The following is a 21,973-nucleotide window of genomic DNA, read 5'->3' as shown; positions in this document are numbered from 1 at the left end:
TCATGTTTGTAGGGTCGGCGCTGTAGAGTACTGCCCTCAGTGCCAGCGGAGTGATGCCATGTACGCGGGAGGAGCGGAGAAGAAGCGCGAGCGCCCGATGACGGTCGCGCGATTGCATGCCATCAAGCGCGAAGGCGGCGCGATCGCCTGCCTGACCGCCTATGACTACAGCATGGCGCGCGCGGTGGACGCCGCGGGAACGGATGTCATGCTCGTCGGCGATTCACTGGGCATGGTCATGCAGGGGCGTGAAACGACCCTGCCGGTTACCGTCGACGAGATCATCTACCATACCCGCTGCGTGGCCGCCGCCCGCCAACGCGCGCTGGTGATGGCCGATATGCCCTTCATGAGTTATCCGGACGCTGCGACGGCGCTGGCGAACGCCGGTCGGCTCATGAAGGAGGGCGGCGCGCAGATGGTCAAGCTCGAGGGCGCCGGCGATCAGGCGCATATTGTTGCCGCGCTGGCCGCCGCCGGCGTGCCGGTGTGCGCCCACCTGGGTCTGCAGCCCCAGCTCGTGCACAAGATCGGGGGCTACCGCGTACAAGGGCGTGACGCGGAGGATGCCGACGCCATGGTCGAGGACGCGCTGGCGCTGGAGCGCGCCGGGGCGGATCTGCTGCTGGTGGAGTGTATCCCCGCAGCGCTCGGCAAGCGCCTGGCGCGGCGGTTGCGTATCCCTGTCGTCGGTATTGGTGCCGGCGCCGGCTGTGACGGCCAGATCCTCGTCGTCCAGGACATGCTCGGTATTACCCCGGGCCGGCCGCCGCGCTTCTCCCGCGATTTCATGCCCGATGCGGGCTCGATCCCCGCCGCGCTCGAGGCGTACGTCGAGGCCGTGCGCGTACGAACCTTCCCCGGCGAAGAACACAGCTTCTGACGAGGGTGTCATGCATATCATCCGGCACATCCCCGAGCTGCGGGCGCAGGTGAGCGCCTGGCGGCAGGCGCGCGAGGAAATCGCTTTCGTGCCGACCATGGGCAATCTCCACGGCGGGCACATGACGCTGGTCGAAGAGGCGCGGGAACGCAGTGATCGCGTGATCGTGAGCATCTTCGTCAATCCCACCCAGTTCGGCCCGGAAGAGGATTTCGCCGCCTACCCGCGCACCCTGGATGCCGACTGCGAGCGGCTCGCCGGCGAGGGGGTCGACGTGGTGTTCGCGCCGTCGGTGGCAGAGATGTATCCCGACGGCGGCGGCCTCGACACGGTGGTGGACGTCAGCCCGCTCACCGGAATCCTCTGCGGTGCCACGCGCCCGGGCCACTTTCAAGGTGTGGCCACGGTGGTGGCGAAGCTCTTCAACATCGTCGCTCCGGACCTCGCCGTCTTCGGGCGTAAGGACTACCAGCAGCTACTGGTCATCCGGCGCATGGTCGCCGACCTGAACATGCCGGTGCAGGTCGTGGGTGCGCCGGTGGCGCGCGAGCCGGATGGCCTCGCCATGAGCAGCCGCAACGCGTATCTCGACGATGACGAGCGTCGTGTCGCGCCGGCGCTGCACTCGGCACTGAGCGCCGGGGCCGAGCGTCTCGCCCGTGGCGAGCGCGACTTCGCTGCCGTCGAGGTTCAGGGGCGTGAGGCGCTGGAGGCAGCGGGGTTCACGCCGGACTACTTCAGCGTTCGCCGCCCCCAGGACCTCGCCGAGCCGGTGGGCGACGAACCGGAGTTGATACTGCTGGGCGCCGGCTGGCTGGGCCGTGCGCGGCTTATCGACAACGTTGCCGTGCGGCTCACCGATCAGGGCTGAGGCGGTACTACTGCCGCCGATAGGGGAAACCAGGGGGGATCGACGATGTACCTGACCATGCTCAAGTGCAAGCTACATCAGGCGCGGGTCACGCAGACGGAACTCGACTACGAGGGGTCCTGCGCCATCGATGCCGATCTGCTCGACATCGCGGGTATCCGCGAGTACGAGCAGGTGCATGTCTACAACATCGCCAACGGTGAGCGTTTCACCACCTACGCCATCCGCGGCGAGCGCGGATCGCGCATGATCTCCATGAACGGGGCCGCCGCGCACAAGGCGGGCGAGGGCGACCGGGTGATCATCTGCTGCTATGCGACAGTGGCGGAGGAAGCGCTCGACGACCACGAGCCCACGCTCGTTTACTGCGACGGCGACAATCGCGTCGCCCACTCGCGCAACGCGGTTCCGCTGCAGGTCGCCTAGCGACCAAGCCCGCGCCTCGCGTGCGAATCGGTAGCCTCCGGCTTTTGCTCGGGATAGCGGCGCTGCCAGGCTACGGCGGTGGGCTCATGCCATGCTACCCGACGAGTCGGGCCCGTCCGCGCTAAAACGCGCGGGCCGGTGGCCTCAGCCGGTGCCGGCGGTCAGGCGGTCGAGTGCCCAGTGCACGTGCTCGCGAACCAACGCGGATGGATGGTTCATCCGTGACCGCAACGCCTCAATGGCGCCGGGCGTCGCAGGGCCGTTGCCGAGGGCGACAGCGATGTTGCGCAGCCACCGTTCGTGGCCGAGGCGGCGAATCGCCGAGCCTTCCGTGCGTTTGAGAAATGTGGGCTCGTCCCAGGCGAAGAGCTCGACGAGCGTTGCGCGGTCGAGCCCGTGGCGCGGGTGGAAATCGGTCTCGTCGGTGGGCCGGGCATAGCGGTTCCACGGACAGATACTCTGGCAGTCGTCGCAGCCGAAGACGCGGTTGCCGATCGCCGGCCGCAGTGCCTCCGGGATCGAGCCATGGTGCTCGATGGTCAGATACGAGATGCAGCGCCGGGCATCGAGCTGGTAGGGGCCGGTGATGGCGCCGGTGGGGCAGACGTCGATGCACGCCCGGCAGCTGCCGCAGTGCGCCGTCGGCGGGTCGTCCGTGGGCAGCGGCAGATCGGTGAACAGCTCGCCCAGAAAGAAATAGGATCCCGCGTGCCGCGTGAGCGCCAGCGTGTGCTTTCCGATCCAGCCGATCCCCGCGTTGCGCGCCAGTGCCTTCTCCAGCACCGGGGCACTGTCGACGAATGCCCGGTAACCGAACGGGCCCGTCTCGTTCTCGATGCGCCGGGCCAACTGCTGCAGCCGCCGGCGCATTAGCTTGTGGTAGTCGCGGCCAAGAGCGTAGCGGGCGATGAACGCCCGTGACGGCTCCGAGGTGACTGCGGGGATAGGGTCCAGGCGGTCGATGTGGTAGTCGAGGCGCACGCAGATGACGCGCTGAGTGCCGGGTACGAGCTGCCGCGGCCTGGCACGCTTGACGCCGTGGCGGGGCATGTAGTGCATTTCGCCATGACGGCCGTCGCGCAGCCAGTGCAGCAGGTGTGCTTCGTCCTCGGCGAGCTCCGGGCTGGCGATGCCCACGTCATCGAAGCCGAGTTCGTGGGCCCAGCGCCGGATGTCCCGTGCGAGGGCGTGCATATCGGGTCGATGGGCTCTGGCGTGCGCCTCGTTCATAGCGCCATTGTATCGCCGCATGCGTGCTCGTGAGGATTGGTACACTACGGCTATGTCAGAACTGCCGACCGCTTTGTACACGCCGGCCCAGGTGCGCGAGCTCGACCGCCGGGCCATCGAGGATCACGGTACGCCCGGCGAGGCGCTCATGGAACACGCCGGCCGTGCCGCCTACCGCCTGTTGCGCCGGCGGTGGCCGGATGCGTGCCGCGTGTGCGTGCTCTGCGGAGGCGGCAACAACGGCGGCGATGGTTACATCGTCGCGCGACTGGCCGCGCGGGCCGGGTTGACGGTGCGCGTGGTCGCGCTCTCTGACCCGGAGCGCCTCGGCGGTGCGGCGGCAGTTGCCATGCAGCGCTGTCGTGAGGTCGTCGCGATCGAGTCCTGGGATCCCCGGGTGCTGGATGCCTCGGATGTGGTGGTGGATGCCCTGCTCGGTACCGGCCTCGACCGCCCGGTCGAGGGTGCTTATGCCGAGGCCATCGCGGCGGCGAATGCGCTCCGCGCCGGCCGGCTGGCCGTGGATGTACCCTCCGGGCTGAGTGCCACCACCGGCGCTGTGCTCGGCAGCGCATTCCATGCCGACGCCACGGTTACCTTCATTGGCCTCAAACAGGGGTTGTTGACGGCTGACGCTCCCGAGTACGTGGGCACATTGCATTTCGACGGTCTCGACGTTCCGGACACCGTTTATCATGACCTGACGCCTGCCGCCGAGCGGGTGGACGCGGTGTCGGTAGGCGACTGGTTGCCTGCACGTACGGCGACTGCGCACAAGGGCCACTTCGGCCACGTGTTGGTGGTCGGCGGTGATCACGGTTTCGGCGGTGCCGTGCGGCTTGCCGCCGAGGCCGCGGCACGTACCGGGGCGGGCCTGGTGAGTGCGGCCACGCGGGAACGTCACGTTGCTCCGCTTATCGGTGCCCGTCCCGAAGTGATGGCGCACGCGGTGGCCGGCGCCGACGACATGACGGCGTTGCTGGAGCGAGCCACGGTGGTCGCATTGGGGCCCGGGCTGGGGCGCGCGGCGTGGTCCCGGGAGCTGTTCCGGACCGCGCTCGCGTTCGATGGCCCCCTGGTCGTCGATGCCGACGGCCTCAATCTGCTGGCGGAAACAGCGCCGACGGCGCGCCCGACCTGGGTGCTCACGCCGCATCCGGGCGAGGCCGCGCGGCTGCTCGGATGTGACACGGCAACCGTGCAGGCCGACCGTTTCGCGGCGGTGGCCGCCCTGAGCGACCGCTACGGTGCAGCGGCGGTTCTCAAGGGGGCGGGCACACTGGTGGCCGCAGGCGGGCAGCGCTGGGTGTGCAGTGGCGGCAATGCGGGCATGGCATCCGGGGGCATGGGCGATGTGTTGAGTGGTGTGATCGCTGCGTTGATCGCCCAGGGCCTGCCGGCGAGCCGTGCCGCGGCCATGGGGGTGGCCCTCCACGCCGACGCCGCGGATCGCGCCGCCACGGCGGGCCGCCGCGGGCTGCTCGCCAGCGACCTTTTCGCCTACCTGCCGAGCTGAATTGCCGATGCAAACGTCCACCCGCCCGCTGCCCGATCCGGCGGCCACCGAGTCGCTCGGCGCCGCGCTCGGCGCCGCGCTGCCCGATACGCTGGTGATTCACCTGAACGGCGACCTGGGTGCCGGCAAGACCACCCTGGTGCGTGCACTGCTGCGTGCGCTCGGGCATGAGGGGGCGGTACGAAGCCCGACGTACACCCTGGTCGAGACCTACGACTGCGGCAGCCGCAGGATCTACCACCTGGATCTCTACCGCCTCGCCGACCCGGAGGAGCTGGAGTTCATCGGTCTGCGCGATCTTCTCGACGGGCCGTCGGTGCTGTTGGTGGAGTGGCCGGAGCGCGGCGCCGGAGTGCTGCCGGCGGCGGATCTGCGCGTGCAGCTTACAGTTGCGGGGGCGGGGCGCGAGGCCCGGCTGGACGCGGAGACCGAAGACGGTCGCGACGTGCTCCGCCGGCTGGAGTGAGTTCACGAAGACGGCGAGCAATTGCCGCTATCCTGCTGCGGTGTCAGGAAAAATATTGAAAAAATGCGCCGCCTATGCCTAACTGTTGGCCATAAACTCAACCAACGCACGGGCACTGGGATCCGGTTCATGGGGCGACTGCTGGTCACGCTGTTGCTAATCGGTATTGCTGGCGTCGCCGAGGCAGGCGGCGTCTCGATCAGTGACGTGCGCACGTGGGCCGGTCCGGATCACACGCGTGTGGTGCTGGATCTTTCCGAGCCGGTCGACTTCAATCTCTTCACCCTGGACAACCCCAGGCGTGTCGTGGTCGACATCCGTGACGCCAGCATCGGCGACGGCGCAGTCGCCGACGACGAGGTCGACGGTGTCCTGCGCGATATCCGTACCGGCAGGCGCGGCGGTGGTGACCTGCGCGTCGTCTTCGACCTCGCCGAGGCCGCCGATCCGGAGAGTTTCCTCGTTGCCCCCAACGATACATACGGCCACCGTCTCGTAGTGGACCTCCAGCGCCGCAACAGCGAACGGGAGGAACGTCAGGTCAAGCGCGAAGCGGAGGAGCAGGGGGAGCTGGTGATTGCGATCGACGCCGGGCACGGTGGCGAGGATCCCGGCGCGATCGGCTCCCGCGGAACCCATGAAAAGGACGTGGTCCTGAGCGTCGCGCGCAAGCTCGCCTCGCTCATCGAGCGCACCCCGGGCATGCGCCCTGCGCTGATCCGCGAGGGCGACTACTACGTCGGTCTGCGCGACCGCACGCGCAAGGCACGCGCGGTGGGAGCCGACATGTTCATCTCCATCCACGCCGACGCGGTGCGCCAGCGCAACGTGCGAGGCGGCTCCGTGTACACGCTCTCGCGCCGCGGCGCCTCGAGTGAAGTGGCGCGCATGCTCGCGCGCAGCGAGAACCAGGCCGACCGCATCGGCGGTGTCTCCCTCGACGACAAGGACGACATGGTCGCGTCCGTGCTGCTGGATCTCTCGCGGGCGGCCACCATCGAGGCGAGCACCGGCCTTGCCAGCGCGCTCATCAAGCGTATGGACAGTGCCGGGCGGATGCACAGCCGGGATGTCGAGCGCGCCGCCTTCGTGGTGCTGAAGTCCCTGGACATGCCCTCGGTGCTGGTGGAGCTGGCGTTCATCTCCAACCCCACCGAGGAGCGGCTTCTGCGCACGGACGACCACCAATGGCAGCTCGCCCGTGCGCTGGCCGACGGCGTCCGCAGCTACGCCGAGGAGCACCGACCGGCACTGCGGGTCGCCGATGCCCGTGAGTATGTCGTTCAGCGCGGCGACACGCTCAGCGACATTGCCCGGGAGCACGGGGTGAGCGTGCGCCGCCTGCGTCAGGCCAACGAGCTCAACGGTGATACCATCGTCGCGGGGGCGACGCTGCGCATTCCATAGGGAGTTGTCCGGCGTTTCCCTTGCCCGCACGCGAGCGTCATAATAGCGGCGCATGGACGAGCATACCGAACCCGCCAACGCCGAGCCGCGCATTCGCGAGCTTCCGCCCCAGCTGGTCAACCAGATCGCCGCCGGCGAGATCATCGAGCGCCCGGCCTCGGTGGTCAAAGAGTTGCTCGAGAACGCGCTGGATGCCGGTGCACGCCGCATCGAGGTGGAGCTCGAGGCGGGCGGCAAGGGCTTGATCCGCGTGCGCGACGACGGCGAGGGCATGGCCGCCGACGATCTCGCCCGCTGCATCGGCCGCCATGCCACGAGCAAGATCCGCGACCTCGACGACCTGGAGCATATCGCCAGCCTGGGCTTTCGTGGCGAAGCGTTGCCGAGCATTGCCTCGGTCTCGCGCCTGCGTATCACCAGTCGCGTCCGCGGGGGCGAGCATGCCTGGCGGGTCGACGTGCGCGACGGCACAGGGGGAGAGCCGGCGCCTGCACCCCATCCCGAGGGCACCACCGTGGAGGTTCGCGACCTCTTTCACAGTACGCCTGCCCGGCGGAAGTTCCTGCGCACCGAGCGCACCGAGTTCCGCCATGTCCAGGAACTGGTGCGGCGGGTGGCCATGAGTCGGCTCGAAGTCGCCCTGACACTCACGCACAATGGCCGGCAGGCATTGCAGCTGCCGGCCGCGCGGGGGCGTAACGAGCATGACCAACGGCTCGCCGAGCTCACCGGTCGCGATTTCGTCGGCCAGTCGTTGTACGTGGACACGGAGGCCGCGGGCATGCGCCTGTGCGGTTGGCTTGGGCTGCCTACAGCGGCGCGTGCGCAGAACGACCTCCAGTACGTCTACCTCAACGGGCGCATGATTCGCGACCGGCTGGTGAGCCATGCCGTGCGCCGGGCCTACGCCGATCTGCTGTTCAAGGACCGGCACCCGGCTTACGTGCTCTACCTGGGCGTGGATCCCGCGCTGGTGGATGTCAATGTCCATCCCACCAAGCACGAGGTGCGCTTTCGCGAGAGCCGGCTGGTCTACGACTTTCTCTTCCGGCAGGTGCACCACGCCCTGGAGCACGCCGGCGACGCCGAGCAGGCGCCCGAGCCCGTCGCCGCTACGCCCCCTGCGGCAACGGCGCAGCGCGGCGAGGGCTCCGGTAGTGGTCATGGTTTCCGCGGCGACGAGCGTGTGCCGGAACAGCGGCGTATGACGCTGCCAGTGGCAGAAGCCCGCGCCCTGTACGGCAGAGACGAGGCGGACGCATCCCCGTCTGCGACGGACGAATCGGCGAGCCGCGTGGACAGCGGTGAGCCGCCACCTGACGATGACGTGCAAACCGGCATTGCCATGTCCGTGCCGGCGCACGATCCGCACGGTGTACGTCCGCGCGAGGATGCAGGCGGTGTGCCGCCGCTCGGCTATGCGCTCGCGCAGCTGCACGGCATCTACGTACTCGCCCAGAACGAGGACGGGCTTATTCTGGTGGATATGCATGCCGCCCACGAGCGCATCGTCTACGAACGTCTCAAGGACGACATGACTGCCCGTGGTATCGCCTCTCAGCCGTTGCTCGTACCGGTGCGGGTGTCGGTGACACCGCAGGAGGCGGATGCCGCCGAGGGCTTCACGGAAGCCTTTACGCGGCTGGGTTTCGAGGTGGATCGCGGCGGTCCGGACGTCTTGCTCATTCGCCGGATACCCGCGCTGCTCAAGGGCGCCGACCCGCAGCGGCTACTGCGCGACGTGTTGAGCGACCTTCAGGCCGAAGGCGAAAGCGGCCGCCTGGAGGCTGCCATCAATCACGTGCTGGCCACCATGGGCTGCCACGGCTCCGTGCGCGCGCACCGGCGACTGGAGGTGGCGGAGATGAACGCACTGCTGCGGGAGATGGAGCGCACCCGCAACATCGGCCAATGCAACCACGGCCGCCCCACCTGGACGCGGTTGACCATGGACGACCTCGACCGCCTGTTCAAACGGGGCCAGTGATGAGTGAGCGCTTGCCCGTGGTCCTGTTGATGGGGCCCACGGCGTCCGGCAAGACCGCCGCCGCCGTGGAGCTCATCGAGCACTTCCCGCTCGAGATCGTCAGTGTCGATTCCGCGCTCGTCTATCGTGGCCTCGATATCGGAACGGCCAAGCCCGGCGCCGATGTTCTCGCCCGGGCTCCGCACCGGCTGATTGATATCCTCGATCCGGCGGAGCGTTACTCGGCGGCGCGTTTTCGCCATGACGCCCTCGCCGAGATCGCCGACATTCACGCCACCGGTCGCGTGCCGCTGCTGGTGGGGGGCACCATGCTTTACTTTCGAGCGCTGACCGAAGGCCTCGCTGATCTACCGGACGCCGATCCCGACGTTCGTGCGCGTCTCGACGCCGAGGCCGCGCGCGAGGGCTGGCCGTCGCTGCATGCGCGCCTGGCGCGGGTCGACCCGCAGACGGCGGCCCGCCTGCATCCCAACGACGCACAGCGTGTGCAACGCGCGCTCGAAGTCCACGAGATCACCGGACGGACGCTATCCGAGCTCACCCGGCAGGCGCGCACGGAACCTTTGCCGTTCAACGTGGTCAAGCTCGCGGTGGCCCCTGCCGACAGGGCGGTGTTGCACGAGCGTATCGAACGGCGTTTCGAGCAGATGCTCGCCGCGGGGTTCATAGACGAGGTAGCGGCGCTGCGCGAGCGCGGTGATCTCAGCCGGGATCTGCCGTCGATGCGCGCGGTAGGTTACCGCCAGGTCTGGGACTACCTTGAAGGGTATTACGACCGCGAGTCGCTGTATGCGCGGGGGGTTGCCGCGACGAGACAATTCGCCAAGCGCCAGCTCACCTGGCTGCGGCGTGAGCGCGACCTCAGGCGTTTCGAAGCGACCGATCCGGCGGTGCTTCGCCAGCTTCGGGAAGCTTTGGGGGCCGTGTTAAAGTATTCCTAAGACGGGTTTGACCGCATGCAGTTTTTTGGTGCGGTCGCGGCATGGATTGCCGCCAACGTCACTGCCGGTACGCCCGGCGGGTTCGCGCGGGCATGAAAAGGCGGTGCCCGCATAACAACAAGTGCCGATAGCACGAAGGAGCAATCGGAATGGCCAAAGGGCAGTCACTTCAGGAGCCGTTTCTCAACGCCCTGCGCAAAGAGAAGGTGCCGGTGTCCATCTACCTGGTCAACGGCATCAAACTACAGGGTCAGATCGAGTCGTTCGACCAGTTCGTGATCCTGCTTCGCAACAGCGTCAGCCAGATGGTGTACAAGCATGCCATTTCCACCATCGTGCCGGCGCGTCACGTGAGGCCGCATCAAACGGATGAGCACGCAGCGGAAACCGGCAACCAGTGACCGCGTGACCACGACCGCTCCGGCACAGCTGTTCGAGCGCCCGGGCGGTGGCGAGCGCGCCGCCCTGGTTCAGCTCGATGACGGGCGCGCCGACTGCAGGTCGGCGCTGGAAGAGTTGGCGGCCCTCGCGGAATCCGCGGGGGCCGAGGTCGTTGATCGTCTGATCAATCGGCGTGACAAGCCCGATGCGCGCTTCTTTCTCGGCCGGGGTAAGGTCGAGGAGCTGCGCGAACGCCTGCAGTCGGCAGGCGCCGACCTGGTCTTGGTCAACCATTTCCTTACCCCCGCCCAGGAGCGCAACCTCGAGCGCGAGCTCGGTTGCCGGGTGCTCGATCGCACCGGGCTGATCCTCGATATCTTCGCCCAGCGGGCCCGCACGCACGAAGGCAAGCTCCAGGTCGAGCTCGCTCAGCTGCGCCACATTGCCAGCCGTCTCGTGCGCGGGTGGAGTCACCTGGAGCGGCAGAAAGGCGGTATCGGCCTGCGTGGTCCCGGTGAAACCCAGCTGGAGATGGACCGGCGCATGCTCGGCCAGCGCATCAAGCAGCTTGAAAAACGCCTCGAGCGCGTGCGTCGCCAGCGTCACCAGGGGCGGCAGTCGCGACGCAAGCGTGACCTGCCGGCCGTCTCCCTGGTGGGCTACACCAACGCCGGCAAGTCGACGCTGTTCAATCGCCTCGCCGCCTCCGAGGTGTTTGCCGCGGACCAGCTGTTCGCGACCCTGGATACCACGCTGCGGCGAATCGAGCTGCCCGGCGCCGAGCCAGCGGTGTTCGCCGATACCGTCGGGTTCATCAGCGATCTGCCCCACCAGCTCGTCGCCGCGTTCCGCTCCACGCTGGAAGAGGTGGTGGAGGCGGACCTGCTGTTACACGTCGTCGATGCCAGCGCCTCGACCCGTGATGAGCAGGGCGAGGAGGTCGAGGAGGTGCTTGCAGAGATCGGTGCGAGTGAAGTGCCGGTGCTGCGGGTCTATAACAAGATTGATCTTCTCGATCAGCCGCCACGTGTAGTGCGTGACGATCACGGACGCGTGCAGGCGGTCTGGCTGTCGGCGGCGACGGGCGAGGGGCTCGATGTATTGCTCGAAGCCGTGGCAGAGTGCGTTGGTGAACGGCGTGCCCACGGGCGCTTGCGCCTGGCGCCGAGCCAGGGCCGTCTGCGGGCGCGGCTTTATCAGAGCGGTGACGTGCTCCACGAGCGCGTGCTCGACAATGGCGACTGTCTCATGGAGGTGAGCCTGCCGCAGCGCGAACTCGAGCGGCTGCAACGCCACGAAGGTCTGCCCACTAGCATAGAGTACCTGTGACGCGTCTTGCGGCGCGCTCACACGCCTCATTAGAATCCGCGGCTGGGCCGAAGGCCGGCCAGCGGGCACTCATGTCCAATCGGGAGAGCGAACGCAATGTCCTGGAATGACCCCGGGGGTAACAACCGGGATCCGTGGAGCGGTGGCGGCAAGAACCAGGGTCCACCGGATCTCGACGAGTTGCTGCGGCGGGCCAAGGACCGCCTCAATGCTCTGTTTGGCGGCCGTTCCGGCGGCGGAGGGGGCGGCAACGGCGGCATAGGAGGTTTCGGGCCAACGGGCATCGCCGTGATTCTCGTGGTAATCGTGCTCGGCTGGCTTGCCTCGGGTATCTACATCGTCGACGCTGGTTGGCGCGGTGTGGAGCTGTGGTTCGGCCGGCACGTGGCGACCACCGGGCCGGGGCCGCACTGGCATATGCCCTACCCCGTGGGTGAGGTGGAGCAGGTCCAGGTCTCCGAGCGCCGGCGCATCACCGTGGGCTACGAGGCGCTCACCGCCAATAACACGCGTACGGTGCCCTCCGAGGCGCTCATGCTCACCCAGGATGAGAACATCGTGAACATGCGCCTGGCGGTGCAGTACGAGGTTGGTGACCCGGCGGCCTACATCTTCAACTTCCGCGAGCCCGGCCAGACGCTGAAGTCGCTCACCGAGTCGGCACTGCGAGAGACGGTGGGCAAACACGAGCTCGATTTCATTCTCACCGAGGGCCGGGCGGAGGTGCGCGAGCAGACCCGAACGCTTATCGAGAACACGCTTGAGAACTACCAGGCCGGCATCCGGTTGGTGGAGGTGGCGGTACAGGACGTCCAGCCACCCGAGCAGGTACAGGGTGCCTTCGCCGACGCGATCAAGGCGCGCGAGGATCGCCTGCGGCTGATCAACCATGCGCAGGCCTATCGCAACGAGGTGATCCCGCAGGCCCAGGGTCAGGCGGCGCGCATCCGCGAGGAGGCCGAGGGCTATCGTCAGGAAGTCATCGCCCGGGCCGAAGGTGAGGCCTCGCGCTTCACGCAGGTGGCCAAGGAATACGCGTTGGCGCCCGAGGTCACGCGCGAGCGGCTCTATATCGACACCATGGAGACTGTGCTCGGGGCTACCGGCAAAATCCTCCTCGACGCCAAAGAGAGCCAGTCGCTGCTCTACCTGCCGGTCGACCGGCTCATGCAGCAGGGGCGGCAGGGGCAAAATGACGCCAAGGCAGCCACCGGCTCCGATCAGAAGAGCGGCAGCTCGACCACGCCCAGCTCCAGCAGCGACAGCGGCCAGAGCTGGAGCAACAACCGGCTGCGTACCCGGGAGGTTCGTTGATGAGACGCGCACTGCCCATTGTCGCCGTCCTGATCGCGGTTTCGCTGGTGGTCGGCTCCATGTCGGTGTTCACCGTTCGCGAGACCCAGCGCGCGATCAAGTTCCGCCTGGGTGAGATCCTCACTTCCAACCTCGAGCCGGGGCTGCACTTCAAGCTCCCGTTCGTGAACAACGTCCGCTATTTCGACGCCCGGGTGCAGACTCTGGATCAGGAGCCCCAGCGCTTCCTCACCCAGGAGAAGAAGAACCTCATCGTGGATGCGTTCGTGAAGTGGCGTATCGGCAATGTGCGTAAGTTCTACATCACCGTCCAGGGCAGTAGTGAGCGGGCGAATCTACGTCTTTCCGAGATTGTCCAGGAGGGGCTGCGCAACGAGTTCGGCAAGCGCACGATCCGCGACATCATCTCCGGTGACCGAGCCCAGATCACCCGGCTGCTGCAGCGTCGCGCCACCGAGGCTGCGGCGAGCCTGGGCGTCGAGGTCGTCGATGTGCGATTGAAGCGTGTGGACCTGCCGGAGAGTGTGAGTGAATCCGTCTACCAGCGCATGGCCGCCGAACGCGGGCGTGTAGCGCGCGAGTTCCGGGCTGAAGGCGCCGAGGCCGCCGAGCGGATCCGCGCGGAGGCGGATCGTCAGCGCACGGTGATCGTCGCCGAAGCCGAGCGCGACGCCGAACGCATCCGCGGTGCCGGTGATGCCCGTGCCACCGAGACCTACGCCGAGGCGTATCAGCGCGATACCGGCTTCTACGCCTTCTACCGTAGCCTGGAGGCCTACCGGAAGAGCCTCGACAGCAAGGACGACGTGCTGGTGCTCTCGCCGGACTCCCGGTTCTTCCGCTATTTCGACGAACCCGCCGGCGCCGCGATGCCGGCGAGTGACGAGGTGCCTGGGGACGGTGTGAAGGTGCCGGAGACCACCAGTAGGGGCAGATCCAGCGGACAGGCGGGGAGCGTGGACGCCCGCTGAGGGCAAGAGGCGCTGTTTCCGCCAACCAGAGGCCAACGATGCTGCATGATCTGATGAGCGCGCTGGCGCTGGTGCTGGTGATCGAGGGCATAATGCCGTTTCTCAGCCCCGGGGCCATGCGCCGGGTGCTCTTCCAGATCGTTCAGCAGAACGATCGCGCGCTGCGCCTGACCGGGTTCGTGAGCATGCTCGCCGGTCTGGCGCTTCTCTATCTGGTACGCCAATAGCGTCCTCCCGCAGCCGCCCTGGCGCTCGTCGCCGGGGCGGCTGCGCGGGTGCGAACGGCCGGGAGGCTGACATGAGCGAACCGACCTTTGGCCGCGACGACCGCTGGCTGCTGCCCGATGCGGTGGACGAGGTGCTGCCGCCGCGGGCCATGGCGCTGGAGCGGGTGCGTCAGCGTATTCTCGATTGCTATGAACGCTGGGGCTACGAGTTCGTCATGCCGCCGGCGATCGAGTACCTGGAATCACTGCTCACCGGCGCCGCTCACGACCTGGAGCTGCAGACCTTCAAGCTGACCGATCAGCTCTCCGGACGGATGATGGGGGTGCGTGCCGATATCACCCCGCAGGCGGCGCGCATCGATGCCCACCAACTGCGCCGCGAGTGTCCCGTCCGGCTGTGCTATACCGGCACCGTGCTGCAGACGCGCCCGGAAGGGCTCACAGGCTCCCGCAATCCCCTGCAGGTGGGCGCAGAGCTCTACGGACACGCCGGCGTCGAGAGCGACGTCGAGATCATCGCGCTGATGCTCGAAACCCTGCACATCGCCGGGGTGGAGGCGCCGCATCTGGATCTCGGGCACGTCGGTATCTTCCGCGGCCTGACACGTCAGGCCGAGCTGCCGGAAGAGGCGGAGACGCGGCTGTGGGAGGCCTTGCAACGCAAGGCGGATGCCGAGATTCGTGCGCTGGTCGCCGAATACGAGGTCGCCGAGCCCGTGGCGGGCATGCTCACCCGCCTCGCCGGCCTCGCCGGTGGTGTGGAAGTGCTCAACGAGGCCAACGAATGCCTTGCCGAGGCGGCACCGGACGTGCACGCGGCGCTGCGCCAGCTCTGGTCCATCGCCAGCGCCCTGCAGCGCTGGTTGCCGCGGGTGCCGGTGCATTTCGACCTGGGAGAGCTGCGCGGGTACCGCTACCACACCGGTGTGGTCTTTGCGGCGTTCGTTGCCGGCCACAGCCAGGAGGTCGCGCGGGGCGGCCGCTACGACGAGATCGGCCGGGTGTTCGGCCGCTCGCGTTCGGCGACGGGCTTCAGCGCGGATCTCAAGATGCTGGTGAGCCTTGCCGCCGACGAGGAAAGCGGTGCCCGCCCGGCGATCGGCGCGCCCTGGCGGGACTCGCCGGCGCTGCTTGCCCGGGTGGCGGCGCTGCGCGAGGCAGGCGAGCGCGTGATCTGGCTGCTTCCCGGTCACGAGGAGCAGGCTGCGGTTATGGGCTGCGATCGCACCCTGGTGGCGGACGGCAACGACTGGACGGTACGGCCGCTGGACTGACTCCAGCGGCGGCAACAGTGAACGGAAGGGTCAAGATGGGCAAGAGTGTCGTGGTGGTCGGCTCCCAGTGGGGCGACGAGGGCAAGGGCAAGGTCGTGGACCTGCTCACCGAGCGGGCGTCGGCGGTGGCGCGTTTTCAGGGCGGTCACAACGCCGGTCATACCCTGGTGATCGACGGTGAGAAGACGGTTCTCCACCTGATCCCCTCCGGCATCCTGCGCAGTGACGTGCTCTGCGTGATCGGCAACGGCGTCGTGCTGTCGCCGTCGGCACTCATGGACGAGGTCACCGAGCTCGAATCCCGCGGTGTGCCGGCCCGGGAGCGTCTGCGAGTAAGCCCCGCCTGCCCCGTTATCCTTCCGTCCCACGTGGCGCTCGACCAGGCGCGCGAGCGCGCCAAGGGCAAAGCGGCCATCGGCACCACCGGCCGCGGCATCGGGCCGGCTTACGAGGACAAGGTGGCACGCCGGGGCCTGCGCGTGGGAGACCTTTTCCACCGTGAGCGGCTCGCCTCGAAACTCGGTGAGCTGCTGGACTACCACAACTTCGTTCTGCAGCACTATTTCGGCGAGCCCGCGCAGGACTTTCAGCGCATCCAGGAGGAGTGCCTCGCCCATGCCGAGGCGTTGCGCCCGATGGTCGCGGACGTCGGTGCGTGGCTGCACGAGCGCCGCGCCGCCGGGGACAACATCCTCTTCGAAGGGGCCCAGGGCACGTTGCTCGACATCGATCACGGGACGTATCCGTTCGTGACCTCCTCGAATACGACCGCCGGGGCGGCGGCCACCGGTACCGGTGTCGGCCCGCGGGATATCGACTACGTGCTCGGTATCACCAAGGCCTATACCACCCGCGTCGGCGCCGGGCCGTTTCCTACCGAGCTGTTCGACGAGCTCGGGGAGCACCTCGCCCGCCGCGGGCAGGAGTTCGGTGCAACCACCGGCCGCCCGAGGCGCTGCGGCTGGTTCGACGCCGTGGCCATGCGCCGTGCGGTGCAGATCAACAGCTTCTCCGGGCTTTGCATGACGAAGCTGGACGTCCTCGACGAGCTCGACAGCCTGCGAATCTGCGTGGGTTACCGCAGCGGCGAGCGGACCTGGTCGGCGCTGCCCTCGGGCGCCGAGGCGGTTGCCGAATGCGAGCCCGAGTACGTGGAAATGCCCGGGTGGCGGTGCTCCACGGTGGGAGTGCGCGCCTTCGAGGACCTACCGGAGGCGGCAAGGGACTACCTGAAGAAGATCGAGGAGCTGGTAGGCGTTCCGGTGGACATCATCTCCACCGGCGCGGAGCGCAACGACACCATCGTGTTGCGCAACCCGTTCGATGTGTGATCCGTGCGCGGGGCGGCATGCTGCCGCCCCGGCGCTGCCGTACCAGGCCGGTAGCGTTGCCGGAAACGAAAAAGGGCGGACCCGAAGGCCCGCCCTTTTTCGCGGAATCTGGTGCCGAGGAGAGGACTTGAACCTCCACGGGGTTCCCCCCACTAGCACCTGAAGCTAGCGCGTCTACCAATTCCGCCACCTCGGCTTGTCCGCTGTCCCGGGGCGTGCCCCGTAACAGCGGCGCAAAGAGTACCGGCGGACTCGAGGCCTGTCAACGCCTGTGTGCACAGCGCGCACACGATCACGTATGCTGAGGGCTTTGGCGCCCGCGTCGCACAAACAGCAACAGGACAACGCCGCATGGCACGAAAGCGCAAGAACCAGCCGGGTACCGATCCGTATCTGGAGCGCGAGCAACGCAAATACGAGAATCCGGTCCCGAGTCGCGAGTTCATCCTCGCTCAACTGGAGGAGAACGCGCGACCGTTGTCACGGGGAGAGCTCGCGGAGCTCTTCGGCTTGAGTGACGACGATGCGCTGGAAGGCCTGCGACGGCGCCTGCGCGCGATGGAGCGCGACGGCCAGGTGGTACGTAACCGCCGCAACGGCTATCTCGTGGTGGACAACGAGGATCTCGTGCGCGGGCGCGTACGGTCGGGGCCCGAGGGCTGGGGCGTGTTACGCCCGGACCTGGGGGGCCAGGAAGTTTTCCTGTCACCGCGGGAAATGCGCAATCTCCTCCACGGCGACCGCGCGGTGGTGCGCATCGTCGGTATGGATCGCCAGGACCGACCCGAAGGGGAGATCGTGGAGGTCATCGAGCGGGCGAACCGCACGGTCGCCGGACGCTTCTTCTCCGAGAGCGGTGTCGGCTTCCTGGTGCCGGACAACAAACGCATTCACCAGGACGTGATCATCCCGCCCGCGGACCAGGCCGGTGCCGACAACGGCGATCTGGTGGTCGCGGAGCTGCTCAACCAGCCCACCCGCCGACGCCAGCCCATTGGCCGCGTCATCGAGGTGGTGGGGCGCAACATCCCCGCCGGCAGCGAGATCGACGTGGCCGCCCGTGTGCACAGCATTCCCGTGGAATGGCCGGCGGAAGTGGAGACCGAGGCCGCTACGTTCGGGGACAAAGTGCCGGCAGCGGCCAAGCGCGGGCGCGAAGACTTGCGGCGCGTGCCGCTGGTGACCATCGACGGGCCGGACGCACGGGATTTCGACGACGCCGTCTACTGCGAGCCCACCACGAACGGCTGGAAGCTGCTGGTCGCCATCGCCGACGTCGCGCACTACGTCCAGCCCGGCTCGCCACTGGACCGCGAGGCCAGCGAACGCGGGAACTCCGTGTACTTCCCGCGCAGCGTCGTGCCCATGCTGCCGGAGGTGCTCTCCAACGGCCTGTGCTCGCTCAACCCGAAGGTCGACCGCCTGTGCATGGTCTGCGAGATGCAGATCAGCCGCGAGGGCAAGCTGCGCCGCTCGCGGTTCTACGAGGGTGTCATGCGCTCCTCGGCGCGGTTGACCTACGACGAGGCCAAGGCCATCCATATCGATCGGGATCCGGGCGTGCGCAGGCGCTACCGCGGCGTGCTCAAGCACGTGGACAACCTCTTCGCGCTATACCGCGCCCTGCGCAAGGACCGGGAGCGCCGCGGCGCCATCGACTTCGAGACGACGGAGACGGAGCTGGAGTTCGACGAGCAGGGCCAGATCGCCGCGGTGCGGCCCACCGAGCGTCACGACGCCCACAAGCTCATCGAGGAGTGCATGGTGCGCGCCAACGTCGCCGCCGCCCGTTTCCTCGAGCGCAAGCGGGTGCCTGCGCTCTTCCGCGTGCACGAGCGGCCCAATGCCGAGCGGCTGGACAACCTGCGCCAGTTCCTCGCCCAGACCGGCTTGCGCCTGGAGGGCGGTGACAAGCCGAGCCCCAAGGACTACGCGCGGCTGATGCAGCGTGTGCACAAGCGCCCGGACCGTCATCTCATCGAGACCGTGTTACTCCGCTCGATGATGGCTGCCGACTATCGCCCCGGCAATGATGGGCATTTCGGCCTCGCGCTGGATGCCTATACGCACTTCACCTCGCCGATACGCCGTTACCCGGACCTGGTGGTCCACCGTGCGATCAAGCACACCCTCAACGGCGGCAAGCCCGGGGAGTTCGGCTACAGCCACGACGAGCTCGTCACCCTGGGTGAGCATTGCTCGATGACCGACCGTCGGGCCGAGGAGGCGAGTCGCGACGCCGAAATGACACTGAAGTGCCGTTACATGTCCGCCCATGTCGGCGACGAGTTCACCGGCGTGGTCAGTGGCGTTACCGGGTTCGGCCTGTTCGTTGAGCTCGACAATGTCTACGTGGACGGTCTCATCCACATCACGAATCTCGAGAGCGATTTCTTCCACTTCGACCCCATCGGCCACCGCCTGACCGGCGAACGCACCGGCAAGGAGTATCGTCTCACCGACCGCATCCGCGTGCGCGTCGCGCGGGTGGACATCGACGAGCGCAAGATCGACTTCGAGCCCATTGCCCATCCGCTGGACGCCAACGGTGAGCTGATGGAGGACGGCACGCGCCGACGTGGCAGTGGCCGCCGTCAGCAGAAGAAGGGCAAGAGCGGTCAACGACAGCGCCAACGCGGTCGTGGCCGCCGCGGAGGGCAGCGATGAGCGCACCGGAGAGTGTGCTGTTCGGTCAGCACGCCGTCCGTGCGGCGCTTCGCTACGAGCCTTCCCGTGTCGTCGAGGCGTGGGTGGATGCACGGCGCCGCGACGCACGTATGCGCCGGTTGCGCGAGCAGCTCTCGCAGCTCGATTGCCCGGTGCACTCCGCCGACCGCCGCACGCTCGACCGCCTTGCCGACGGCGGTGCACACCAGGGTGTGGTGGTCCGTTATCGGGGGGCGCAACCCCGTGGCGACGACGAGCTCGGCGAGCGCCTCGACGACCTCGCGGAACCGCCGCTACTGCTCGTGCTGGATCAGGTGCAGGATCCTCACAATCTCGGCGCCTGCCTGCGCACCGCCGAAGCGGCGGGCGTGCACGCGGTGATCGCACCGCGGGATCGGGCGGCGGGGCTCACGCCCGTGGTACACAAGGTGGCCGCCGGCGCCGCCGGCCGTGTGCCGTTCTTTCAGGTCACCAACCTCGCGCGCACGCTGCGCGCGCTGCGCGCGCGGGGTATCTGGCTCGTCGGGGCGGCCGACGCCGCCGAGGCCACGCTCTATGAGAGCGACCTCACCGGGCCGCTGGCGGTCGTCCTGGGCGCTGAGGGCACTGGCTTGCGCCGTCTCACCCGCGAGGCCTGCGATGCGCTCGTGTGCATTCCCATGGCCGGTGACGTGGAGAGCCTCAATGTCTCAGTGGCCACGGGTGTGATGGTTTTCGAGGCGGTTCGCCAGCGTCGCTGCGCGGTCGCCTGACGAGTGCGTTTTGCACCGCACTCCCGGCGGGGTTATCATTCTCCGTTCGCCTTGACCCGGCCGGGTCGGGCGTCTCCTTGCCGCCCGCATGCCGCGAGCGGCTTTTCGTGACCTGTTTGCGGTCAGATCAACCGTAAGGAGCGACAATGCGACACTATGAAGTGGTCTTCCTGGTCCATCCGGACCAGAGCGATCAGGTGCCCGCGATGATCGAGCGTTACCGCGCGCTCGTCGAGGGCAACGGCGGTACTGTCCATCGACTCGAGGACTGGGGCCGGCGTCAGCTCGCCTACCCGATCAAGAAGCTCATCAAGGCGCACTACGTGCTGATGAACGTCGAGTGCCAGCCCGAGGATCTCGATGAGCTCGTCTCCATGTTCCGTTTCAATGACGCGGTTATCCGCCACATGACGCTCTCCCGCCAGGAGCCGGTGACCGAGCCGTCGCCGCTCGCCAAGAGCCAGGACGAGCGCAAGAGCGAAGAGCATTCGGAGAAGAGCGAGGAACGCGAGTCCGCCGACGCGTAAGTGGGCGGCGCGCCCGTGAACGACAACCGCGTGCGCCTTACCGGCCGTCTGTGCGAGGCCGCGCAACTGCGTTATTCACCGGCCGGCGTGCCCATCGCCCGCTTCCTGCTGGAGCACGAATCCATCCAGGAGGAGGGCGGCATGAACCGACCCATCCGCATGTGGGTGGGGGTACGCGCCGCCGGCGACCCCATCGCCCGCCAGGTCAGCGCCTGGCCCGAGGGAACGCAGGTCACCGTTGTCGGGTTCCTGGCGCGCGCACGCCAGCGTGACGGCGACAACCGTCTCATCATCAGCGCCGTACGGGTGATTGGCCCCGACGGCGACGCAGATACCAATCGGGAGTAACGAGTCATGGCACGCTTTTTCCGCCGCAGGAAGTACTGCCGCTTCACCGCCGAGGGCGTGAAGGAAATCGACTACAAGGACATCAACACCCTCAAGAACTACATCACCGAGACCGGCAAGATCGTGCCGAGCCGTATCACCGGCACGAGCGCCCGGTACCAGCGTCAGCTCTCGCGGGCCATCAAGCGCGCGCGTTACCTGGCGTTGCTGCCTTACACCGACCGCCACTAAGACCGAAGGGCGGGCGGATGCGGGCGCTGGCGGCTTTCGTGATGCGCGGCCGGCTGGCCGCCATGGCGGTGGCCGGCGTCGCGGCGATGATTCCGCTGTTGCTGTGGGTGAGCGGCGCGGTCATCGCGCTGGTCACCCTGCGGCGAGGGGCGGCCGAAGGGTTGCTCGTCACCGCCGGGGCGACTGCCACGCTCGGACTTGCCTCGCAGGCGAGCGTGGGCACTCCGGTTCCGGCCCTGCAGGCGCCGATTCAGGTCTGGCTGCCCGTGATGGCGGTGGCCATCTGCCTTCGGGTCACGGTGTCCCTGCCGCGGGCGCTGGAGCTGGCGGCGGGGATGGCGGGCCTCGGCGTGGTGGCGTTCCACGTGGCCGTCGGCGATGCAGTCGCCTACTGGCGCGAGGTGCTCGAACAGGGGGCGAAACTGTTCGCCGACCCGGCCACCGGTGAGACGTTGCAGATTCCCGTCGGCGACATCGCACCGCTGTTGACGGGGTTGTGGTTCGGCAACCTGCTCCTGCTCGGGGTGGCGAGCCTGTTGCTCGGTCGCTGGTGGCAGGCGCTGTTGTATAATCCGGGCGGTTTCCGCGCGGAATTCCACGGCCTGCATTTCACCCGGGGCTTCGCTCTGGTGGCGCTCGGCCTGCTCGCCGTAGCCGCGTTCAGCGGGCCCGGCATCATCAACGACGTGGCGCTCGTCGTGAGCACCGTCTTCGTGCTGCAGGCGCTTGCCGTGGCGCATTCAGTGGCCGGTCGCCGGGGTGTCAGCGCTGCGTGGCTCGTGCCGGTGTACGTGCTGCTGCCGCCGCTTGCCCGCATCTACGCCTTGGTGGGCATGCTCGATGTGTTCGTCGATCTGCGGGGTCGCCTCGCAGGGCCGGCGGGCAGGGCGTGAC

The 21,973-nt window shown here is 67.8% G+C and carries 22 protein-coding genes and 1 tRNA gene; 21 read left to right on the top strand and 2 right to left on the bottom strand.

The window, feature by feature from the left end:
- Window positions 1-58 precede the first annotated feature (58 nt).
- Genes panB through panD form a run of 3 tightly spaced genes read left to right on the top strand, consistent with a single transcriptional unit; the run spans window position 59 to window position 2,180 of the window.
- Complete coding sequence (gene panB, locus ACPEES_RS04630) at window positions 59-883, top strand: 3-methyl-2-oxobutanoate hydroxymethyltransferase (protein WP_435101524.1); 825 nt, start codon at window positions 59-61, stop codon at window positions 881-883.
- Window positions 884-893: 10 nt separating this feature from the next.
- Window positions 894-1,754, top strand: a complete 861-nt coding sequence (gene panC / locus ACPEES_RS04625; protein ID WP_435101522.1) for a pantoate--beta-alanine ligase — start codon at window positions 894-896, stop codon at window positions 1,752-1,754.
- Between the two features lie 45 nt (window positions 1,755-1,799).
- Window positions 1,800-2,180 carry an aspartate 1-decarboxylase gene (gene panD, locus ACPEES_RS04620; RefSeq protein WP_435101520.1) on the top strand — a complete coding sequence of 127 codons (381 nt, stop codon included), beginning with the start codon at window positions 1,800-1,802 and terminating at the stop codon, window positions 2,178-2,180.
- A 144-nt stretch (window positions 2,181-2,324) separates the two neighbouring features.
- On the opposite strand, the gene queG is transcribed toward panD, so the two are convergent.
- Window positions 2,325-3,431 carry a tRNA epoxyqueuosine(34) reductase QueG gene (gene queG / locus ACPEES_RS04615; protein WP_435101518.1) on the bottom strand — a complete coding sequence of 369 codons (1,107 nt, stop codon included), beginning with the start codon at window positions 3,429-3,431 and terminating at the stop codon, window positions 2,325-2,327.
- 31 nt (window positions 3,432-3,462) lie between these two features.
- On the opposite strand from queG, the gene ACPEES_RS04610 reads away from it, so the two are divergent.
- From ACPEES_RS04610 to ACPEES_RS04555, 12 genes are all read left to right on the top strand, one after another.
- Window positions 3,463-4,926, top strand: coding sequence for an NAD(P)H-hydrate dehydratase (locus ACPEES_RS04610; RefSeq protein WP_435101516.1), 1,464 nt, complete (start codon window positions 3,463-3,465; stop codon window positions 4,924-4,926).
- Between the two features lie 7 nt (window positions 4,927-4,933).
- The gene (gene tsaE, locus ACPEES_RS04605) at window positions 4,934-5,392 is read left to right on the top strand and encodes a tRNA (adenosine(37)-N6)-threonylcarbamoyltransferase complex ATPase subunit type 1 TsaE (RefSeq protein WP_435101514.1); all 459 of its coding nucleotides are present in this window, start codon (window positions 4,934-4,936) and stop codon (window positions 5,390-5,392) included.
- A 129-nt stretch (window positions 5,393-5,521) separates the two neighbouring features.
- Window positions 5,522-6,799 carry an N-acetylmuramoyl-L-alanine amidase gene (locus tag ACPEES_RS04600; protein WP_435101512.1) on the top strand — a complete coding sequence of 426 codons (1,278 nt, stop codon included), beginning with the start codon at window positions 5,522-5,524 and terminating at the stop codon, window positions 6,797-6,799.
- Between the two features lie 52 nt (window positions 6,800-6,851).
- Entirely contained in the window at window positions 6,852-8,786 is a 1,935-nt protein-coding gene (gene mutL / locus ACPEES_RS04595) for a DNA mismatch repair endonuclease MutL (protein WP_435101510.1), read from the top strand.
- The gene (miaA, locus tag ACPEES_RS04590) at window positions 8,786-9,727 is read left to right on the top strand and encodes a tRNA (adenosine(37)-N6)-dimethylallyltransferase MiaA (RefSeq protein WP_435101507.1); all 942 of its coding nucleotides are present in this window, start codon (window positions 8,786-8,788) and stop codon (window positions 9,725-9,727) included. Before mutL ends, miaA begins: the two co-directional genes overlap by 1 nt.
- A 149-nt stretch (window positions 9,728-9,876) precedes the next feature.
- Window positions 9,877-10,128, top strand: a complete 252-nt coding sequence (gene hfq / locus ACPEES_RS04585; protein WP_435101505.1) for an RNA chaperone Hfq — start codon at window positions 9,877-9,879, stop codon at window positions 10,126-10,128.
- Complete coding sequence (gene hflX, locus ACPEES_RS04580; protein ID WP_435101503.1) at window positions 10,097-11,437, top strand: ribosome rescue GTPase HflX; 1,341 nt, start codon at window positions 10,097-10,099, stop codon at window positions 11,435-11,437. The genes hfq and hflX overlap by 32 nt, the downstream gene beginning before the upstream one ends.
- A 96-nt stretch (window positions 11,438-11,533) precedes the next feature.
- On the top strand, window positions 11,534-12,751 hold the full coding sequence (hflK, locus tag ACPEES_RS04575; protein WP_435101501.1) for an FtsH protease activity modulator HflK: 1,218 nt from the start codon (window positions 11,534-11,536) through the stop codon (window positions 12,749-12,751).
- Window positions 12,751-13,722: a protease modulator HflC gene (hflC, locus tag ACPEES_RS04570; RefSeq protein ID WP_435101499.1), complete on the top strand. Its 972-nt coding sequence runs from the start codon at window positions 12,751-12,753 to the stop codon at window positions 13,720-13,722. Before hflK ends, hflC begins: the two co-directional genes overlap by 1 nt.
- A 38-nt stretch (window positions 13,723-13,760) precedes the next feature.
- The gene (locus ACPEES_RS04565) at window positions 13,761-13,949 is read left to right on the top strand and encodes a DUF2065 domain-containing protein (RefSeq protein WP_435101497.1); all 189 of its coding nucleotides are present in this window, start codon (window positions 13,761-13,763) and stop codon (window positions 13,947-13,949) included.
- Window positions 13,950-14,020: 71 nt separating this feature from the next.
- Window positions 14,021-15,223 carry an ATP phosphoribosyltransferase regulatory subunit gene (locus ACPEES_RS04560; RefSeq protein WP_435101495.1) on the top strand — a complete coding sequence of 401 codons (1,203 nt, stop codon included), beginning with the start codon at window positions 14,021-14,023 and terminating at the stop codon, window positions 15,221-15,223.
- 35 nt (window positions 15,224-15,258) lie between these two features.
- Window positions 15,259-16,554 carry an adenylosuccinate synthase gene (locus ACPEES_RS04555; RefSeq protein ID WP_435101493.1) on the top strand — a complete coding sequence of 432 codons (1,296 nt, stop codon included), beginning with the start codon at window positions 15,259-15,261 and terminating at the stop codon, window positions 16,552-16,554.
- A 109-nt stretch (window positions 16,555-16,663) separates the two neighbouring features.
- Here ACPEES_RS04555 and ACPEES_RS04550 read toward each other — a convergent pair.
- Window positions 16,664-16,750: transfer RNA gene (locus ACPEES_RS04550), tRNA-Leu, on the bottom strand.
- 155 nt (window positions 16,751-16,905) lie between these two features.
- On the opposite strand from ACPEES_RS04550, the gene rnr reads away from it, so the two are divergent.
- The 6 genes from rnr (at window position 16,906) to ACPEES_RS04520 (ending at window position 21,972) form a co-directional block, all read left to right on the top strand.
- Window positions 16,906-19,221, top strand: a complete 2,316-nt coding sequence (rnr, locus tag ACPEES_RS04545) for a ribonuclease R (protein ID WP_435101491.1) — start codon at window positions 16,906-16,908, stop codon at window positions 19,219-19,221.
- Complete coding sequence (gene rlmB / locus ACPEES_RS04540; protein ID WP_435101489.1) at window positions 19,218-19,973, top strand: 23S rRNA (guanosine(2251)-2'-O)-methyltransferase RlmB; 756 nt, start codon at window positions 19,218-19,220, stop codon at window positions 19,971-19,973. Before rnr ends, rlmB begins: the two co-directional genes overlap by 4 nt.
- A 146-nt stretch (window positions 19,974-20,119) precedes the next feature.
- Window positions 20,120-20,500, top strand: coding sequence for a 30S ribosomal protein S6 (gene rpsF, locus ACPEES_RS04535; protein ID WP_435101487.1), 381 nt, complete (start codon window positions 20,120-20,122; stop codon window positions 20,498-20,500).
- Between the two features lie 15 nt (window positions 20,501-20,515).
- The gene (gene priB, locus ACPEES_RS04530) at window positions 20,516-20,848 is read left to right on the top strand and encodes a primosomal replication protein N (RefSeq protein WP_435101485.1); all 333 of its coding nucleotides are present in this window, start codon (window positions 20,516-20,518) and stop codon (window positions 20,846-20,848) included.
- 6 nt (window positions 20,849-20,854) lie between these two features.
- On the top strand, window positions 20,855-21,079 hold the full coding sequence (gene rpsR / locus ACPEES_RS04525) for a 30S ribosomal protein S18 (protein ID WP_435101483.1): 225 nt from the start codon (window positions 20,855-20,857) through the stop codon (window positions 21,077-21,079).
- A 17-nt stretch (window positions 21,080-21,096) separates the two neighbouring features.
- On the top strand, window positions 21,097-21,972 hold the full coding sequence (locus tag ACPEES_RS04520; protein WP_435101481.1) for a hypothetical protein: 876 nt from the start codon (window positions 21,097-21,099) through the stop codon (window positions 21,970-21,972).
- Window position 21,973: the final 1 nt, after the last annotated feature.

Source organism: Arhodomonas sp. AD133 (genome assembly GCF_051195215.1).
In the GTDB taxonomy this organism is placed as follows: domain Bacteria; phylum Pseudomonadota; class Gammaproteobacteria; order Nitrococcales; family Nitrococcaceae; genus Arhodomonas.
Note: the sequence above shows the minus strand (reverse complement) of the source record. Positions and strands in the feature narration are given on the sequence as shown.

Excerpts from the sequence above, each read along its gene's own strand:
- panB (WP_435101524.1), top strand. The coding sequence starts at position 59 with ATGTACGCGGGAGGAGCGGAGAAGAAGCGCGAGCGCCCGATGACGGTC.
- panC (WP_435101522.1), top strand. The coding sequence starts at position 894 with ATGCATATCATCCGGCACATCCCCGAGCTGCGGGCGCAGGTGAGCGCC.
- panD (WP_435101520.1), top strand. The coding sequence starts at position 1,800 with ATGTACCTGACCATGCTCAAGTGCAAGCTACATCAGGCGCGGGTCACG.
- queG (WP_435101518.1), bottom strand. The coding sequence starts at position 3,431 with ATGCGGCGATACAATGGCGCTATGAACGAGGCGCACGCCAGAGCCCAT.
- ACPEES_RS04610 (WP_435101516.1), top strand. The coding sequence starts at position 3,463 with ATGTCAGAACTGCCGACCGCTTTGTACACGCCGGCCCAGGTGCGCGAG.
- tsaE (WP_435101514.1), top strand. The coding sequence starts at position 4,934 with ATGCAAACGTCCACCCGCCCGCTGCCCGATCCGGCGGCCACCGAGTCG.
- ACPEES_RS04600 (WP_435101512.1), top strand. The coding sequence starts at position 5,522 with ATGGGGCGACTGCTGGTCACGCTGTTGCTAATCGGTATTGCTGGCGTC.
- mutL (WP_435101510.1), top strand. The coding sequence starts at position 6,852 with ATGGACGAGCATACCGAACCCGCCAACGCCGAGCCGCGCATTCGCGAG.
- miaA (WP_435101507.1), top strand. The coding sequence starts at position 8,786 with ATGAGTGAGCGCTTGCCCGTGGTCCTGTTGATGGGGCCCACGGCGTCC.
- hfq (WP_435101505.1), top strand. The coding sequence starts at position 9,877 with ATGGCCAAAGGGCAGTCACTTCAGGAGCCGTTTCTCAACGCCCTGCGC.
- hflX (WP_435101503.1), top strand. The coding sequence starts at position 10,097 with ATGAGCACGCAGCGGAAACCGGCAACCAGTGACCGCGTGACCACGACC.
- hflK (WP_435101501.1), top strand. The coding sequence starts at position 11,534 with ATGTCCTGGAATGACCCCGGGGGTAACAACCGGGATCCGTGGAGCGGT.
- hflC (WP_435101499.1), top strand. The coding sequence starts at position 12,751 with ATGAGACGCGCACTGCCCATTGTCGCCGTCCTGATCGCGGTTTCGCTG.
- ACPEES_RS04565 (WP_435101497.1), top strand. The coding sequence starts at position 13,761 with ATGCTGCATGATCTGATGAGCGCGCTGGCGCTGGTGCTGGTGATCGAG.
- ACPEES_RS04560 (WP_435101495.1), top strand. The coding sequence starts at position 14,021 with ATGAGCGAACCGACCTTTGGCCGCGACGACCGCTGGCTGCTGCCCGAT.
- ACPEES_RS04555 (WP_435101493.1), top strand. The coding sequence starts at position 15,259 with ATGGGCAAGAGTGTCGTGGTGGTCGGCTCCCAGTGGGGCGACGAGGGC.
- rnr (WP_435101491.1), top strand. The coding sequence starts at position 16,906 with ATGGCACGAAAGCGCAAGAACCAGCCGGGTACCGATCCGTATCTGGAG.
- rlmB (WP_435101489.1), top strand. The coding sequence starts at position 19,218 with ATGAGCGCACCGGAGAGTGTGCTGTTCGGTCAGCACGCCGTCCGTGCG.
- rpsF (WP_435101487.1), top strand. The coding sequence starts at position 20,120 with ATGCGACACTATGAAGTGGTCTTCCTGGTCCATCCGGACCAGAGCGAT.
- rpsR (WP_435101483.1), top strand. The coding sequence starts at position 20,855 with ATGGCACGCTTTTTCCGCCGCAGGAAGTACTGCCGCTTCACCGCCGAG.
- ACPEES_RS04520 (WP_435101481.1), top strand. The coding sequence starts at position 21,097 with ATGCGGGCGCTGGCGGCTTTCGTGATGCGCGGCCGGCTGGCCGCCATG.